Here is a 15,140-nt window from a genome sequence, read left to right on the forward strand (position 1 = left end):
CTGAGGTCAAGGGATGGTGGTCTCATGACAACAACAGCACCCAGGGTCAAGCCGATGGGCACGCTGCGCGACCGGTTCCTCCAGCTCGCCGAGCGGATCACCACACCGCTGGTCCCCGCCGACTACCTCGACATCATCGATCCGCTGCGCTCAGGTGCCGACCTGCGCGGCCGGATCGTCGCAATCCACCCCGAAACCTGCGACGCGGTGAGCCTGGTGATCAAGCCGGGCCGCGGTTGGCGGACCCACACACCCGGGCAGTACATCCGCATCGGCGTCGACGTCGACGGCGTGCGTCAGTGGCGCGCGTACTCGCTGACCTCCGGTACCGATCGAGACGACGGCTGCATCGCGATCACCGTCAAGGCGATCCCGGGCGGCAAGGTCTCCAACCACCTCGTGCGACACGCCGCAGTCGGCACTGTTATCCAACTCGACCACGCCGCAGGGGAATTCACCCTTCCTGCCGCGGCGCCGCCCAAGATCTTGTTCCTCACCGCGGGCAGCGGTATCACCCCGGTGATGGGAATGCTGCGCAACATCGCCGAGCACATCGACGACGTCGTGGTCGTGCACAGTGCCCCCACACCCGACGATGTGATCTTCGGCGGCGAACTGCGCATGCTGGCAAGCCAGGGCCGAATCCGCTTGATCGAGAAGCACACTGACACCGACGGCATGCTCAGCACCTCCGAACTCGATGCGCTCGTGAACGACCTCGCCGAGCGCGAGACCTGGGCGTGCGGACCTACCGGCATGCTCGACGCCCTCGAGCAGCACTGGAACGACAACGGCATGCCCGAGCGCCTGCACACCGAGCGGTTTCGCCCCACCGTCGTGACCGCCGGTGAGGGCGGCACCGTCACCTTCACCAAGTCCGCGACCATCCTCGACACCCCGGGCGACCAGACACTGCTCGATGCCGGCGAAGCGGCCGGAGTCCTGATGCCGTCGGGATGCCGGATGGGCATCTGCTTCGGCTGCGTGGCACCGCTGCGCCAAGGAGCCGTGCGCGACCTTCGCAACGGCGACCTCACCACCGCCGCACGTGGTGACGGCGTCCTGATTCAAACCTGCGTGTCCGCAGCAGCGGGCACCTGCGACATCGACCTCTAAAGGAGCTCTCATGACCACTCTGCAACGCCAAGAGCACAATCCGATCGCCCATCTCACCGGCGAGGACATCGAGAATCTCGGCCGCGAACTCGACGCCATTCGTCAGCAGGTGCTCGACAGCCGCGGCGAGCGCGACGCCGTGTACATCCGCAACGTCATCGACTTTCAGCGCAAGCTCGAACTGGGCAGCCGAGGGGTGCTGCTGTTCTCGCTGTTTCCGCCGGCGTGGCTCGTCGGCACCGTCGGGCTGTCGGTCGCCAAGATCGTCGAGAACATGGAGATCGGCCACAACGTCATGCACGGTCAGTGGGACTGGATGCGCGACAACAAGATCCACTCCACTACTTGGGAGTGGGACAACGCCTCACCCTCAGACATGTGGAAGCACTCACACAACGAGATCCACCACACCTACACCAACGTGGTCGGCAAGGACGAGGACCTGGGCTACGGCATCATGCGGGTCGATGAAGATCAACGGTGGGTGCCCTTCTACCTCGCCCAGCCGCTGTGGAACTTCATCAACGCCTGCTTCTTCCAATACGGAATCGCCGCCTACGACCTCAAAATCGGCAAGTACCTCAAGGGAAAGACGGACAAGGACGAGTTCCGGCGCCAGGGCAAGAACGTGCTCCGCAAGATCCGTAGGCAGATGACCAAGGACTACGTACTGCACCCCCTGTTGTCCGGACCATCAGCGGTCACCACGCTGACCGCGAACCTGACCGCCAACTTGGTCCGCAATCTCTGGACGCACTCGGTCATCATGTGCGGACACTTCCCCGAAGGCGTACAGACCTACGAGAAGAAGTCGATTGACGGCGAAACCCGCAGCGAATGGTATCTACGACAGATGCTTGGCTCCGCCAACATCACCGGAAATCCGTTGCTGCACTTCATGACCGGCAATCTATCCTTCCAGATCGAACACCATCTGTTCCCGGATCTTCCGAGCAACCGTTATCAGGAGATCGCACCGAAGATCCAAGAACTCTTCGAGCGCTATGGCCTGACCTACGTCAGCGGCCCGATGGTCAAGCAGGTCGGCTCAGCGTGGAAGAAGGTGTTCCGACTGTCGCTGCCAAACGATGTCGTGCGCAAAGCGACGGCGGCGGTAAACCCGACGAACGTCATACAGCTCGTCTTCCGCCCTTCAGCGGAGCGGGTCGACGCCAGCGCGGCCTGAGGAGATGCGCGCGTCCCAGGATCGCGCCGCACCTTCATTTCCGATTCGCAATGACGTCGCGATAGACCTTGACGTACTTGTCGACCATCGTGGCGACCGTGAATCGGTCGGCGGCGCGCTCGGCGATCTTGCGCCGGTCGAGGTTGCCAGCTGCAGCGACCGCAGCCACCGCCGAATCGATGTCGTTGACCAAATAGCCGGTGACCTCATGCTCAATCAGCTCGCCCATCGAGCCCCTTGAGTTGGCGATGACCGGCGTGCCACAGGCCATCGCCTCGACGACGCTGCAGCCGAACGGCTCGTCGAAGTCGATCAGGTGGAGCAGGGCTCGCGCACCCCCCAGTACCTCGGCGCGCCCAGCGGCGTCGACGGCGCCGAGGTAGCGCACCTGCTCGCCGTCGACGTGCGGTGCGACCTCGTCGCGGAAGTACTCCTCGTCCTGGATGATCCCGGCGATGTCGAGCCGTCGGCCACATCGGCGGGCGACCTCGATCGCCTGGGCGGTGCCCTTGTCGGGATGGATCCGTCCGAAGAACAACAAGTGCTCGCCTGGGCTTGGATGGACCGCGAATCTGTCGATATCGATGCCATGGTGGATTGTCGCGGCGTAGTGCAGATTCGGGTGTCGGTCGGCGTCGCTGATCGACACGTAGGCGGTGGTGCTGTCGTAGCGCTCGTAGACAGGAACGATCCGATCGGACGAGAACCCGTGGATCGTGGTGACCACCGGTGTCGTGACGAGATCGCTGTAGGTGAGCGGCAAGAAGTCGAATCCGTTGTGGATGATGTCGAACTCGCCGGCACGCTCGAAAACCGAAGCGATGTGCAAACATTCGGCGACCTTGGCATCGATCGTCTGATCCTCAGACCAGCCGGACGGCGTGGTTGCGTGCAAGTGGGCCGTGGTGATCGAGTCTGCGGTGGCGAACAACGTGACATGATGGCCGGCCGCCACCAGTCCCTCGGTGAGCAACGACGCGAACTGCTCCCACGGCCCGTAGTGACGTGGTGGTGTCCTCCACGCGATCGGCGCCAGCACGGCAACGCGGAGCGGACCGCCGACCTCGCCTTGGATGGGAATGCCCTCAGGCTACCCGCGCCGCCTCTACTCATCGGGCAGGAAGGTCATCCGCGAGGAGCTGCGGACCTGCGGATGCATCGGAAGGTGTTGACCGTCAACACGGATCCGACCGTAAGCGGCAACGTATACAACGATCGTGAGGACTGTGCAGGAGACCAGCTTGCAGAACCCCTCCGGCCCACATTCACCGAGGGGGTCAGTCAGGCTGCCCAGATGGTGGTGAACCAGCTCGGCATCCGTCCGATGCCCCATCTGTGGAGCAGTCTGAAGTCCACGCCGATGGTCCTGGGATGACCTCTTTCCGCGGGGCAGCATCAGCCCAGGGCGCCTACGAGGGCATCCGTGCCAGCGACGACCGCCTCGAGTTGGGCCTGCGAGAGCGGGGCGGACAGCGCCGCCATCTGCGCGGTCGTCGCCGCCTCGGCCGCGGCTTTCTGGGCCCCGATCTCGGGGGTGTACTCGACCATGTCTTCCTCCGAGAAACCGTGCCTCTTGAAGCTGTCGAGGTCTCGGTTGAACTGACAAGCAGTGGCAGGTGAGAGCCCGGCCGCCTTCACCGCGTCGGTGTGCACACCAAAGCGCAACTCCCGCAACAGGATTGCTGCCCGGTAGGCCCGAGCGGCAACCGTCGACGCTGCCGGGGCTGAGCGATAGCCGTCGAAAACCGGCCAGGAGCCTGCGGGAACCTTGGCGACGAGCGCGCCTACTGCATCGGTGAACGCGCCGAGGGTGGCGGAATCGACTGCGGCGAAGGTGGCATCGGCATAGTCGTCGGCGGCTCCGAGGTGGGCTGTCGCGATCGCGTCTTCACTAGCCAGGCTGCGACCCTGGGCCACCAACGCAGCGATCATGCCGGGCTTGAAGAAGTAGAAGAGGGCGTCGGCCGCCTCCGGGTCGACGCCATCGAGCATGGATGCTCGACCGGCACCGTAGAGGGAGACGACGTCGAGGCCGATGGCTTCGCCCCGGGCGATGGCTTGTTTGGAGAAGTAGAAGTTGCCCGCCACGTCCCCGATGGGGCCAGCAATGGTGGAGGCTGCGGTGGTTGCGTCCATCGACCCAACCTAGCCAGGCTCCACCAGCTGCTGACAGTGTCCTATCCGCTGCCCAACTCCTTCCATACCCGCACTGGAGCTGACTAATACTGCAGCGTCGCCGATACGCAATGAAATAAGTTGCAGTCATCCCAAGCGGCGATCACCTGGCTGAGGAAGGACAATCGCATGGCAAATACGGTTGCTCCGCAGTTGCGGCGCGCGCCGTCGATTCGGTGAGGCGGATCGCGATGAAAGCTATGGCCGTCACGAATTTTGACCGTGCCGCCGACCCTGAAGTGTTCGACGGTTGGATCTGCGACGTGCGATCTGCTGCGGAGGGTGTACGAGGATTCGTTGCGTTCGCCGCGTCGATCTCTCGCGACGCACCGCTGGACTGGGCGGTCGCGGTGACCTTCGAGTCCGAGGACTCGCTGCACCAGTGGCTCGACGGGGCGACGTGGAAGCACTTGGTGCGCGCCGCTGCGGCACGGGGATTTCTGCGGCTTTCTTCGGATTTGGTGATCGTTGAAGGCGCGGTCATACCCACCGGTGTGGCGATTGTCTCCTCCAGCGTGTCCAGCGGTATGGAGGCCGACTTCCAGGCTGCCCATATCAAGCTGACGACAGCCGCCTCCCAGTTCTCCGGCTACGAGGGCACAGCTGTCTTCCCGCCAGACGCGCCGGGAAAATGGATGTCGCTGATCCGGTTTCGCACCGAACCCCAACTGTCAGCATGGCTCCGGTCGCCGCAGCGCAACGAAGTCTTGCCGCCGGTGCGGTCGAGTCTGACGAGGGATTTCTCGGTACTCGCCCAGACCACCCCGTTCGGTACCACGGTGCGGAACGTGGACGGGAAAGCGGAGATGACTCCGAGCTGGAAGACGGCGATGCTCCTGCTGATGGTGCTCTACCCCATGGTGATGCTGCAGTCGCGATTTGTGGCACCGGTGATCGGCATGTTGGGCGCGCAGCCCTGGCTATCGGTTTGGCTCAGTCAAGTTCTCAGCGTGGCGTTGATGCAATGGTGGTTGATGCCCGCGGTGTCGTCATGGTGCCGTCGCTGGCTCGACCCGGTCGACGGCGCCAGTCGGCGAATCAGCCTGCGCGGTGCCGCGATAGCAGTGATCGTCTACGCCGCGTCGCTGACCGTCTTCGCGACAGTCGGGGTGCTGCAATACTGGAACTGACGTCTCGGATTGAAGAAGACGACTGCAGTTCAAGAAACCAGGCGAAGACCCTGGCCGATACAGCAGGTGATCGACCTCACACTCGACCTGCAAGTGCTTCGGTCCCAACCGTCAGGGTCTGTTACCTGCCTGCACGCGCCGCAGCAACATGTGAGATTGCGCTGGATCAGATATGACGACATGACGTCGGGGGTCTGCCCCGACGGCGCCAAAACCAAATCCGCTCTTGAGATTTCGCAAACATAACAACGTAACGCAGGCGTTTGCCGGGTGGAAGTGTCCGCGCATCGAAAGCGTGCGCGACCCGCCTAGTGCCAAGTTCACCGTCGGTAGCTGCTCAACTCGGCTCGCAACGCGCACAACTCGACGCCGCTCTGGTCCCACTGCCAGGCTGCCGACCGTCGACCTGCACCCTTAACCGTCCACCGGCAGATTTCAGTGTTGGCCGATAGCAAGCGAAGTAGCCACCGAACCGCGATCACCCTGGCGTTGCGAACCGATATCAAGATTCCTGACATGGTTTGACTGAGGAGCCCCGGTGGTACGCATGGGTCGTGAAAAACATTGCACGCGTTGCAGTATCGGCATTCATCATTTCTTCAGGCTTAGGGCTGTTCGGTCTAGGCGCGGCTACTGTGGCCCAGGCCCAACCTGGGCCGTTCCCGCAATGGTGTCCCGGCGAGTTCTGGGACCCGATTTGGGGTGGCAACCCGGACGGATTCCATTGTCACGACGGTGGTCCCGGCTGGCAGAACGGCAATCGCGGCTGGAATCACGACGATGGCCGCGGCCGTGGGGGTCCTGGGGGTTGGAATCACGACGACGGCCACGGCGGCCCTGGTCATGACGACGGCCGCGGCGGCCGTCGTTAAGCGGACGCTCCTGGCGATTCGGGACTGCGCACGGTTGTGTGCAGTCCCGTAATCGCAAGTGGAAGATCGTTATTCGAGTCCCCGCGCTGGTGACATCCCCAGCCCCATCAGCACTTGCTCGGCTTGGTTAAGGAGCGGCGAAGTCGCCGACGACGGTCATCTTGTTGCCGTCCGAGGCGGTGGCGAAGCCGGCTGCGGTGTATGCGCAGTTAACGATGATCGCTCGATGTGGAGGGCTTTGCATCCACATGTCGAGCGCTTCCCTCGGATTCGCAGCGGATCCAGTGCCCCAGAAGACGACCTCACCGCTGTAGCGGCTCCGGTAGCCCGTATCCGTGATACGTACCTGCGGTGACGAGCCGTCCGAGCCGATATGGCCGTTCAGACCGTTCGTCAGCATGTCGTTGGCGTGCCGCTGGGCGGCTTCTGTCAACCGCGGGTCGTCGCCTATCAGCCCGCATGCCTGGCGAACCCGGTTGACGCCGCTGTACACCGCGGCCCCTGGGTCGTCCGCGCGCGCAGGGAAATCAGTAGCGGTCCCGGGAGTCGTTATGACCAAGGCGCCGATCGAGAACACGGCGATAATCTTGACTTTCATCGTCATGCTGCCTGTTGCCACATATTGCTTTATCGGCCTTAGGCCGACAAGCGTTACCGGTTTGTGACTATGAAAGACCGAGATCGCGAATCCGTTCGCTAAACGTATGCGTACACCGACTAGCCAGCCTCGATTGCGGCAACAGTTGCCGCCGCATCGGTCCCACAGATGCGTTGAAGGTTTACGGGTCCAGCGGCCCGCAGATCGTCGATGCGGCGCTTGAAGTCTCCCGAAGAAAGATGGGCGTACAGGTTTGCGCCCGGGCATGAGGTTGAGGCTAGGTCGCGGTGCCCAGCCAGGGTGTCGGTGGCGATGTGAAAGTTTTGTGTGGCCCAGGCGAAGGCGAGAGCGGCTCCGTGAAGTTGGGCTTCGGGGACGACTTCTTTGTCGAAGTCTCCTTCGCAGAGGACCAGGAAGTGCCCTGTCGTGTCGTAGTCCGTCGCGGTGTCGCCCGCGATATGTGGCGTGCGCAGCTCGTAGATGTTGCCGTCGCGGTCGATGCCCACGTGATAGGCGATATCGACCCATCCCTTTTGGTCTTGGTGGTAGCGCTGGTCCTGACGGAACCGGCCCGGGGCGTTGCGGTTGTCGCCGAGGACGACGGCCTCGTGGTGCAGGGTCATGCGGGTGATGGTGTGCGGCCTGCCGCCGGCTCGGGCGGGACGAGCGCCCCAGGCATCTCGACACAACATGACGGCTGAAGCTGCGCTAAGCGGTACGGCGGACGCAGTCGTCGGCGAAGGTGGCTGTCTCGTAGGAGTCGCGGGCTCAGTCACAGGGTGCGCGTGCCCGCATCCGCTCACGATCGCCGCGGCCCCTGCGCCGCCGGCCAGCTGGAGCAGCCGGCGACGGCTGACGGGCTCACGGCCAACGTCGCGACGGCCAGGCGTGACTGCGTCCACGATGAACACCATACGAAGCGCTGTGGCCGCTGGGGTCGCTACAGCGAAAGACAACAACACAGCCGTGGATCGCGACCCCCACTTCCCGACCATGTCTCCCTGATGCATTGGCGGGGACCTCAACATTTTCGGTCGTCGTTCATCGATGGGGATCGAAGCGAGCGACCACTGGGGGCAGGTCGAAGATCGTGACGATCCCGGGCTGAGCCTCTACGACGTAGGGAATCGCGTTCACCGCGGGATGCGCGGTGTACCCGGCGAGATGCTGGGAGTAGCCCTCGTCGGTCCGCCCATAGGTCACGCGGACTTGCATCGGGGCGTCTCCCTTGGTGGTGAACAGCCATCCCTCGCCGCCGATGTCCCAATCCGGGTCGAGCTTCTGGGTACAGAACCAATGCGCTCGAAAAGAGATGAACGCCTTGCCATTGCGCATGCCCGCGACCGTGAGCCGCTGCCCGGCCATCGTCCCCGCCTCGATGACGAATCCGTCCTCGAGCGTGTAAGCCTCTGTCGCACGGGCAATGTCGCCGCGGATCTCGAAGCCGTCGAGCGGGAGCCGGATCGCGTCGGCCAACGCGGCGATCGACTGCCGGTACCCAATGACAGCTGGCGCGAGCAATGCGGGGTCGATCACGGTGCTATCAACCGGAATGCCGAAGCCCATCCGCTTGATCATCGCCGGCCCGACCGATGCCGGGATGTCCGCGTACTCGTCGATGGTGATCTCGTCGAGCCGTCGCATGGGGTTGATGAGGGTCAACGGCATCGTCGTGGTGCTGTAACCGGGGCTGCTGCCGGTTGCATGGATCGACGCGCTCCCCTGCTGGCAGGCCCGCTCGATACGCGACCGGATCTCGGGGTCCATCGCGGCGCCATAGAAGAACTCGTTGCGGGTCGTGACGACGTTGATCCCGGCCCCCAGGAGTCGCGTCAGGTCGTCGAGGTCGAAGCCCTCTTGCATGTAGAGCACGCAGTCGGGTGCAAGCGCCACCACGTCCTCGATGTCGCGGGTGGCGGCGATGCCCACTGGCTCGATCCCCGCCAGCGTCCCGGCATCCACGCCCTCCTTGTCCTCGCTGTAGACATAGAGACCCACCAGCTCAAGATCAGGATGGTCGACCACGGCGCGAACGGACTTCTTCCCCATCCGGCCCGCCGACCACTGAACCACGCGGTATGTCTTCGCAAGACGCGGCTCGTTGCCGAGCTTCCCGTCGGTCATGTCACTCCTTCTTGGGGTGACCGCAATCCACGCGGCCAGTACTCGCCTTGATAACTCTCGCCGACGTATCTACCTACCGTCGGTAGGTAATAGAGTAAACCGCGGCGGTGCGCCGTCAACACCGTCGACAAACCGGCAACGAGTGGTTTGCTCGACCTCATTTAGAGTGAGCGCTTCGGGCAGCAACGAACGGAGACCCAATATGGCGGATCCGCAGGGGCGAGTCCGGCTGGCGGCAGCGTCTCGTCGGGCGCAAATCATGAAGGTCGCCGCCGAGATGTTCGGCGCGGGAAGCTACGACGAGACCTCGATGGAGGCCATTGCCAAACAAGTCGGGATTCGCAAGGCCTCGCTGTACTACTACTTCGCCAGCAAAGACGACCTCCTGGCTCAGATGCAGCAGGAGTCCTTCGAGCCGATCATTTACGCTCACCAACAGCGTGTTGGCAACGGCGAACTCGGCCCCCGTGAACTGCTCCTGGCAATGATGACGGATCTGATTTCGCTGCTGGAGACGCATCCCGGAGACATGCGCATGGTCTTCGACTACTACCGCGAATTGCCCGAGAGCGCCCGCGCCAAGATCACCGACCAGGGCGACCGCTACCGCCGACTACTCGTCGACGTGCTCGACCGCGGCGTCGCCGACGGACAGTTCACGATTACCCAACCGAACCTCACCGCGCTCGCGATCCTGGGCATGTGCAACTCCACCCACCACTGGTTCCGACCCGGGCAGGGGCTGACCGCCGCCGCGATCGCCCAACACTTTTACGAAACGCTGATTAATGGCATCGAACGTCGGTGAAAGTCTCTGCGGCCCTTTCCTATGGAGCGGCAGGGAATCGAAACCGCTGCTCTACCAGTCATTTTGGACTCCGGCCCCTGTGCTCGAGCCAGTCAACTGGTGACGCGCAGTCTCTTTCGCTCCTCGAGCTCCTCAGCGGTAACCCGTTCGAGCATCGGTTGCCCGGGCACACAGAACATTGTGAGGACGAAACTGCAAGGGATGTCAGTGCGGTTGTTGGCATCCTGATAGTGGATCACGTCGCCGCCGGGTCCCCAGAACGCGTCTCCAGCGCGGAGCACGCGTGGCGCTTCACCCTCGAGCTCGAACAACATCTCGCCGTCAATCATGTAACCGAATCCCGGACCGCCGGGAAGGCGATGTGGCGGGTAACCAGGGGCGCCCGGTGGATGGTTGACTTCGCGCCATGAGGCGTGCGTGGTCGGTGAGGAGGAGCTGACCCCCAAGGAGCACGAGGTTCTTCGTCTGCTCGCCACCCGGCTATCGCGACGTGAGATCGGTGAGCGGCTATATGTCTCGCTCAATACCGTGAAGACCCACCAGCGCGCCGTGTACCGCAAGCTCCGCGTTGAGCACCGCAGCGCGGCGGTCAACCGTGCGCGAGAACTCGGCCTGTTGTAATTCACCCGCCCCGGCCCCACGAAAAAGGGCCGCATCTCTGCGGCCCTTCTCGTTCCCGTTCAGCCCCGCTCGCTCACGATCTACTGCTCGGGCTCGCTGGACTCGTCGGGGTTGTCGGACTCGTCGGGGTTGTAGGACTCGTCGAGGTTGTAGGAGTCGTCGGCTTCGTCGGACTCGTCGGGCTGGTTGGACTCGTCGGGGTTGTAGGACTCGTAGGACTTGTCGGGCTCGCGGGCGCGGGAGTCGCAAGGCCAGGGCCTTCGCCACACCAGTCCGCCACATCTTTCGGGTACTGCTCGAGCGGTAGAGGACAACGCTGCCCTGGCGGGAAGTTAGCGCCGGCGTTGAGTAGATCGCAGGGCACATAGACCTGCTTGCCTTTAGGGGTATTGGTCAAACACTTCGTCGGCGGATCGGCATGGCCGTGGGCAGGGACGATGGTCGCTACCGCCAAAGCAGCGAGCACCCCGATAGCAAGGCGATAGATCATGAGCACTCCTTTATCCAGAGCCCCTGTCAGGATTGAACTCTGCTGGAGATAGTCAGCCACAGCCGACGAAAAAGAAAACTGGCCAGAGCTTGTGGCTCTGACCAGCTACTCCTCTGTTGAGCCGCCGGGAAGCGAAACCGTAGGTAACGAGCATGACTCGCCACCCCGACAACAGCGGCCACCCGGCGGCGATAAGGGCCCGGCGCGAAGTGGAAGTCTGACATCGACCTGACGAAACGAGCCGTCGATAACAACCCAACTGTGGGCCACATCACGAAATTGACTGGTACGCAAACGAATCGATGGCTGGAAGCAGCCGAGCGCTTGAAGAAAGTCATGTCACGTCGTAACTTGGGGGTTCGAGCGAAGGTGGTGACCTAATCTCTACGAAACTAGTTCCCAAGTTTGAGATGGCGCAGGCGCACTACGACCTGTCTGACGAATTCTTCCGGCTTTTCCAGGACCCGACGCAGAGTTACAGCTGTGCGTACTTCGAGCGGGACGACATGACCCTGGAAGAGGCGCAGCTCGCGAAGATTGACCTGTCACTGGGCAAGCTGGGTCTTGAGCCTGGGATGACGCTGCTCGATATCGGCTGCGGCTGGGGCGCCTGTATTAACCGAGCCCTGGACAAGTACGACGTCAATGTCATCGGTCTCACGCTGAGTAAGAACCAGCTCGCCCATGTTCAGGCGCTTCTGGACAAGAACCCGAGCAAGCGCTCGAAGTCAGTGCAGTTGCGTGGCTGGGAAGAATGGGACGGCAAGGTTGACCGGATCGTGTCGATCGGCGCGTTCGAGCACTTCGATTTCAACCGCTACGACGACTTCTTCGACATCACCTATAAGTCGATGCCGGCTGACGGAGTGATGCTGCTGCACACCATCACGATCTTGACTGCCAAAGAGATGATCGCAAGGGGCTTGCCGCTGACCTTCGAGCTGGCTCGCTTCGTCAAGTTCATGGTCGATGAGATTTTCCCGGGCTGTCGGCTCCCAACAGTCGATATGGTGCCAGACCATGCCGCTAAGGCCGGCTACACCTGCACCCGCATCCAGCAGCTGCAGTCGCACTATTCGAAGACGCTGGATATGTGGTCGGCGGCACTGCGGGAACGTAAGGACGAGGCCATCGAGCTACAGGGTGAAGTGGTCTACAACCGGTATGACAGATATCTGAGTGGATGCGCGAAGGCGTTCCACGAGGGCTACATCGATATCGCCCAGTACACGCTCGAGAAGTAACCGGAACCTGAACATAGGCATTGCCGTCCGTTTCGTATCTCCTGGTTAGTGCTGACCTGCGGTCATCGCCGCGCGCAGGGCCGCCCGGCCGCCCGGGTCTTCGGCCGTGGAGGGCACGACCGCGACGCAATCGGCGCCGGCCTCGTGATAGGCGCGCAGCTGTGCCTCGACTCGATCGGCGGAGCCCAACGCACAGACCTGGTCGAGCAGCCCGACGGGGATGGCGGCTGCCAGTTCGCGGCGAGCCGTGCCGGCACGGGCCTTATCGACGAGGTCGTCGAAACCCAGCGCGCTGAACATTTCGCCGTAGCCGGGCGGGCCGAGATACACGGCCAACTGCGCGGCAAGTTGGCCGTGCGCCCCAGCACCGGGGTCCAGCGCGACCGGCACCCACACCGTCAGCCGCGGCGGGTTGCCGCCGCTCGCCGCGGCCGCGGCGTCGATTGCCACACGCACCTCCGCGACACGGGCGGGCGAAGCAAGGTTGAGCACCAACTCGTCGGCATGCTGCGCGGCCACCCGAATCATCTCAGGGCCGAACGCTCCCAACGCAATTCGAGTATCGGGCTGCGCGCTGCGCAGTCGGAAACCGCGACTGCTCACGTGTCGGCCGGCGTACTCGCTACGTGCGCCGGCCAATAACGGCCGCAGGCACTCGATGGTTTCGCGCATGACCGACACGTGGTGCTCCCACGGCCGGTCATGCCAGCCGATCACGATCGCCGGGCTGGAGGCTCCCAATGCGATATCAACCCGGCTGCCCGTGAGCGAGGCGACCGAACTTGCACCCAGTGCCAGTCCGACCGGGGTGCGGACGCCGACGGCCAGGGGTCCGATCTTCAAGGTCATTCCTGGCGCGCGGAGCCCGATCGCCGTCGCGAGCGAGAACGCGTCGTAGGTGGCCATTTCGCCGATCCACACCGCATCGAAGCCGGCGTCGGACGCGGCCAGCGCGACATCCATTGCCTCGTCGTCGGGCCGGTCAAGCCAAAACGGTAGGGCGACTTCGAGATCGGTCACAGCATCGACGCATCAGCGGGCAGGTCGAGCAGGATGCGGCCGGGCAGCTCGCGTGATGCCTCGTTGACCTGGAAGTGGGCGGTGGCTGTGAATGCGTCGCGGAACCGAAGCTGCAAAGGTGCACCGTCGTAGATGGCGCTGCCTCCCGCTAGGTCATACATGCTGCGCACGACATCGGCCGAGGTCCGTACCGCGTGGGTGGCCGCCAGGCGTAGCCGGTTGCGCATGGCCAGCGGCACTGGGCTCCCTTCGTGGCTGGCCCGCCAGGCCGCGTCGATCGCCTCGTAGTACAGCGCGCGAGCCGCGGCTAGCGAAGCCTCGGCCGTTGCCACCGCCGCCTGGGTCACCGGACGTTCGGCCAAGGTGCGCGTCGACCCCAGCCCTTTCTTGCCGCCGGCCACCTCGACGAGGTCGTCGATCGCGGCGCGCGCATTGCCCAACGCGGCCGCGCCGATCGACAACGCGAAGAACCCGAACACCGGAAAGCGATACAGCGGCCGGTCCACGACCGGTCCGTCAAAGATTGAGAGCACGCGATCGGCGGGCACGAAGACCTCGTCGGCAACGGTGTCGTGGCTGCCAGTGCCGCGCAAGCCGAGCGTGTGCCAGGTGTCGAGGACCTGCAGGTCGTCTTTGGGCAACGCAACGACGGAAGGCACCCGCCGGCCGTCGATGAAACAGCCAGCGAACAGCATGTCCGCGTGGTTAATTCCGCTGCAGAATGGCCAGCGCCCGGACACCACGACACCGCCATCGACTGACTTCGCCGTGCCGCGCGGCGCCCACACCCCCGCCGCTACACCGCGCCCGCCGCCGAACATCTCCTCGCGGCTGGACTCCGGCAGGTAACCGACCAGCAGGCTGCTGGTAATCGCGATCGACACGCACCACCCCGCCGATGCGTTGCCGCGCGCCACCGCTTCTGCGCACCGCAACGCCAGCCCGGGCGCCAGCTCCGGTGCCTGAACCTCCCGCGGCATCCCGGCGCGCAGTAGCCCGGCCTCACGCAGAAGGGCGACCAGCTCGTCTGGAAGTCGGCGGTCGCGGTCGATCTCCGCCGACATCTCCCGTGCCGAAAACGCGATCTTCTCGGCGAGGCTCTCTATCTCGATTTCGCTGCGGTCCGGTTGATTCATCGGAGCTCCCGGTAATGGTGGTGGTTCAATTAAGTTACCAGCTATGGTTCAGAAATTGAACCGGGTACAGTGGGTGAACCATGACGGCTCCCGATCTGTCCCACCGCTTTGAAGCGGAGTCCGTCGGCCGCGCACTTGAGCTTGTCGGCGAGCGCTGGACGCTACTTATCCTGCGCGAGGCGTTCTTCGGAGTGCAGCGCTTCGGTCAACTCGCACGAAACCTCAGCATTCCGCGGCCCACGCTTTCCTCGCGGCTGCGGATGCTTGTCAATGTGGGCCTGCTTGACCGGGTGCTGTATTCCCGGGATCCCGAGCGCCACGAGTACCGGCTCACCGACGCCGGCCGCGATCTCTTCGGAGCGATCGTCGTCCTCATGCAGTGGGGAGACGAGCACTTGCCGCACCCAGACGGCCCGCCGATTGTGTTGCGCCACAACACCTGCGGCGAGTTCGCCGATCCGCGCCTGGTCTGCGCTCACTGCGGCGAAGAGATCACCGCGCGAAATGTGACACCCGAAGCCGGGCCGGGCTTTCGCACCACGCCGGCATCGCGCTCTTGACCTGTGGTTCGGGATCTAGAACGCAGGGCCCGACATCACTGGTGAATTGAACAAAGGAGA

The 15,140-nt window shown here is 63.7% G+C and carries 15 protein-coding genes and 1 pseudogene; 7 read left to right on the forward strand and 9 right to left on the reverse strand.

The features are described 5' to 3' along the window. The first annotated feature begins 24 nt into the window (after positions 1–24). Both ACTXG5_RS25805 and ACTXG5_RS25810 read left to right on the forward strand, forming a co-directional pair. The gene (locus tag ACTXG5_RS25805) at positions 25–1,116 is read left to right on the forward strand and encodes a ferredoxin reductase (RefSeq protein ID WP_445161483.1); all 1,092 of its coding nucleotides are present in this window, start codon (positions 25–27) and stop codon (positions 1,114–1,116) included. Positions 1,117–1,126: 10 nt separating this feature from the next. Beyond that, the gene (locus ACTXG5_RS25810; protein WP_445161484.1) at positions 1,127–2,302 is read left to right on the forward strand and encodes a fatty acid desaturase family protein; all 1,176 of its coding nucleotides are present in this window, start codon (positions 1,127–1,129) and stop codon (positions 2,300–2,302) included. Positions 2,303–2,336: 34 nt separating this feature from the next. Here ACTXG5_RS25810 and ACTXG5_RS25815 read toward each other — a convergent pair whose 3' ends face one another. Both ACTXG5_RS25815 and ACTXG5_RS25820 read right to left on the reverse strand, forming a co-directional pair. Further along, positions 2,337–3,341: a glycosyltransferase family 4 protein gene (locus ACTXG5_RS25815; protein WP_445161485.1), complete on the reverse strand. Its 1,005-nt coding sequence runs from the start codon at positions 3,339–3,341 to the stop codon at positions 2,337–2,339. A 356-nt stretch (positions 3,342–3,697) separates the two neighbouring features. After that, positions 3,698–4,438 carry a helix-turn-helix domain-containing protein gene (locus ACTXG5_RS25820; RefSeq protein WP_445161486.1) on the reverse strand — a complete coding sequence of 247 codons (741 nt, stop codon included), beginning with the start codon at positions 4,436–4,438 and terminating at the stop codon, positions 3,698–3,700. Positions 4,439–4,668: 230 nt separating this feature from the next. Here ACTXG5_RS25820 and ACTXG5_RS25825 point away from each other — a divergent pair, with 230 nt between their 5' ends. Further along, on the forward strand, positions 4,669–5,607 hold the full coding sequence (locus ACTXG5_RS25825) for an antibiotic biosynthesis monooxygenase (RefSeq protein ID WP_445161487.1): 939 nt from the start codon (positions 4,669–4,671) through the stop codon (positions 5,605–5,607). A 999-nt stretch (positions 5,608–6,606) separates the two neighbouring features. Here the strand turns inward: ACTXG5_RS25825 and ACTXG5_RS25830 are convergent. The 3 genes from ACTXG5_RS25830 to ACTXG5_RS25840 all read right to left on the reverse strand — a co-directional run bounded on the left by ACTXG5_RS25830 (position 6,607) and on the right by ACTXG5_RS25840 (position 9,201). Beyond that, positions 6,607–7,083, reverse strand: a complete 477-nt coding sequence (locus ACTXG5_RS25830; RefSeq protein WP_445161488.1) for a CAP domain-containing protein — start codon at positions 7,081–7,083, stop codon at positions 6,607–6,609. Positions 7,084–7,196: 113 nt separating this feature from the next. Beyond that, complete coding sequence (locus ACTXG5_RS25835) at positions 7,197–7,700, reverse strand: N-acetylmuramoyl-L-alanine amidase (protein ID WP_445161489.1); 504 nt, start codon at positions 7,698–7,700, stop codon at positions 7,197–7,199. 418 nt (positions 7,701–8,118) lie between these two features. Beyond that, the gene (locus ACTXG5_RS25840) at positions 8,119–9,201 is read right to left on the reverse strand and encodes an NAD(P)H-dependent amine dehydrogenase family protein (protein ID WP_445161490.1); all 1,083 of its coding nucleotides are present in this window, start codon (positions 9,199–9,201) and stop codon (positions 8,119–8,121) included. A gap of 202 nt (positions 9,202–9,403) precedes the next feature. On the opposite strand from ACTXG5_RS25840, the gene ACTXG5_RS25845 reads away from it, so the two are divergent. Then, complete coding sequence (locus tag ACTXG5_RS25845) at positions 9,404–10,009, forward strand: TetR/AcrR family transcriptional regulator (RefSeq protein ID WP_445161491.1); 606 nt, start codon at positions 9,404–9,406, stop codon at positions 10,007–10,009. A gap of 92 nt (positions 10,010–10,101) precedes the next feature. Here the strand turns inward: ACTXG5_RS25845 and ACTXG5_RS25850 are convergent. After that, positions 10,102–10,407, reverse strand: a pseudogene (locus ACTXG5_RS25850) (cupin domain-containing protein); the annotation flags it as partial. Between the two features lie 19 nt (positions 10,408–10,426). Here ACTXG5_RS25850 and ACTXG5_RS25855 point away from each other — a divergent pair. Further along, positions 10,427–10,630, forward strand: a complete 204-nt coding sequence (locus ACTXG5_RS25855; RefSeq protein ID WP_445161492.1) for a response regulator transcription factor — start codon at positions 10,427–10,429, stop codon at positions 10,628–10,630. Positions 10,631–10,710: 80 nt separating this feature from the next. Here ACTXG5_RS25855 and ACTXG5_RS25860 read toward each other — a convergent pair whose 3' ends face one another. Beyond that, on the reverse strand, positions 10,711–10,899 hold the full coding sequence (locus tag ACTXG5_RS25860; protein WP_445161493.1) for a hypothetical protein: 189 nt from the start codon (positions 10,897–10,899) through the stop codon (positions 10,711–10,713). A gap of 601 nt (positions 10,900–11,500) precedes the next feature. Here ACTXG5_RS25860 and ACTXG5_RS25865 point away from each other — a divergent pair. Next, positions 11,501–12,364, forward strand: a complete 864-nt coding sequence (locus tag ACTXG5_RS25865) for a cyclopropane mycolic acid synthase family methyltransferase (protein ID WP_445164597.1) — start codon at positions 11,501–11,503, stop codon at positions 12,362–12,364. A 45-nt stretch (positions 12,365–12,409) separates the two neighbouring features. Here the strand turns inward: ACTXG5_RS25865 and ACTXG5_RS25870 are convergent, their stop codons facing one another. Both ACTXG5_RS25870 and ACTXG5_RS25875 read right to left on the reverse strand, forming a co-directional pair. After that, complete coding sequence (locus tag ACTXG5_RS25870) at positions 12,410–13,384, reverse strand: LLM class F420-dependent oxidoreductase (protein ID WP_445161494.1); 975 nt, start codon at positions 13,382–13,384, stop codon at positions 12,410–12,412. After that, complete coding sequence (locus ACTXG5_RS25875; RefSeq protein ID WP_445161495.1) at positions 13,381–14,520, reverse strand: acyl-CoA dehydrogenase family protein; 1,140 nt, start codon at positions 14,518–14,520, stop codon at positions 13,381–13,383. Before ACTXG5_RS25875 ends, ACTXG5_RS25870 begins: the two co-directional genes overlap by 4 nt. A gap of 80 nt (positions 14,521–14,600) precedes the next feature. Between ACTXG5_RS25875 and ACTXG5_RS25880 the strand changes: the two genes are divergently transcribed. Next, the gene (locus ACTXG5_RS25880; protein WP_445161496.1) at positions 14,601–15,080 is read left to right on the forward strand and encodes a winged helix-turn-helix transcriptional regulator; all 480 of its coding nucleotides are present in this window, start codon (positions 14,601–14,603) and stop codon (positions 15,078–15,080) included. The last annotated feature ends 60 nt before the right edge of the window (positions 15,081–15,140 follow it).

It is taken from the genome of Mycobacterium sp. Dal123C01, assembly GCF_052566995.1.